The 983-nt window shown below is 63.1% G+C and carries 2 protein-coding genes; both read left to right on the top strand.

Annotated elements, in window-relative coordinates:
• On the top strand, nucleotides 1–190 hold a 190-nt coding region (locus HMPREF2924_RS21805; protein WP_171948621.1), incomplete at its 5' end, for a TraU family protein.
• Nucleotides 191–207: 17 nt separating this feature from the next.
• Nucleotides 208–983: integrating conjugative element protein (locus tag HMPREF2924_RS21800; RefSeq protein ID WP_070700641.1), on the top strand; the 776-nt coding region annotated here is incomplete at its 3' end.

The following is a 983-nucleotide window of genomic DNA, read 5'->3' as shown; positions in this document are numbered from 1 at the left end:
AGAGGGCGATGCCTCGACCGGGAAATGGCAGGAGCTGACCCCGTCCCTGAGCCTCAACTGCGCGGTGTTTCCCAACTCAGGGCCGAAGACGCAAGCCGTCGACGGCGATTACGCCTGGGCGCTCTGGCGTCCCTACTCCTGCTGCCAGCGCAAGGGGCAGATCTTCCTCGGCAGTACCGACTTCCAATAAGGACACGGAGACGAATCATGCGAATGAACATCACCTCGGTCGCGCTGACGTGCCTGCTCGCAGCGCAACTTGCCCAGGCCGACGACCCGATCAACGTGTCCAAGACCGGCACGGTGCTCAGCGACGAGGTCCTCTACAGCATTGGCGGCGGCAGTGCGGTGAGCATGGGCAGCGCCGGCCAGATGGACTCGATCGGCGTCGGCTTCGGCTGGAACAACGACCTTATGTGCGGAAACATGAACCTGAGCACCACCCTGGAGAACCAGCTCAACGGTGCCACACAGGGTTTCCAGAACATCATGGGCTCAGTCATCCAGAACGCGACCGGCGCAGTCATGTCGCTGCCGGCGTTGATCATCCAGCGCGCGAACCCTCAACTCTACAACCTGATCACCAATGGCATCCTGCAGGCGCGGATCGACTACGACCGCTCGAAAGGGACTTGCAGAGCGATCGCCGAGAAGATGGCTGACATCGCTGGCGAGCAGACCGGCTGGGGGAAAATCGCCGAAGGCCAGGCCCTGGGCGCCACACTGGCCTCTGGCGGGAAAGACGCCGTATCCGCCCTCGAAGCAGTGGAGAAGAAGGGCGGCAACGATGGCATAACCTGGGTCGGTGGAGACAAGGCCGGCGGCTCCGGCCAGAAGCCCATTCGCATCGTCAACGACGTGACTCGGGCGGGCTACAACCTGTTGACCAGCCGCTCAGTGAATGACTCGTCGAGCGTGCCTTCCGCCAGTTGTAACAACGGCCTGGTCTGCAACACCTGGTCCTCCCCCCAGGAAGCCGCCGC

Origin of the sequence: Pseudomonas sp. HMSC063H08 (assembly GCF_001813645.1) — a bacterium.
GTDB lineage: Bacteria > Pseudomonadota > Gammaproteobacteria > Pseudomonadales > Pseudomonadaceae > Pseudomonas > Pseudomonas aeruginosa.
Note: the sequence above shows the minus strand (reverse complement) of the source record. Positions and strands in the feature narration are given on the sequence as shown.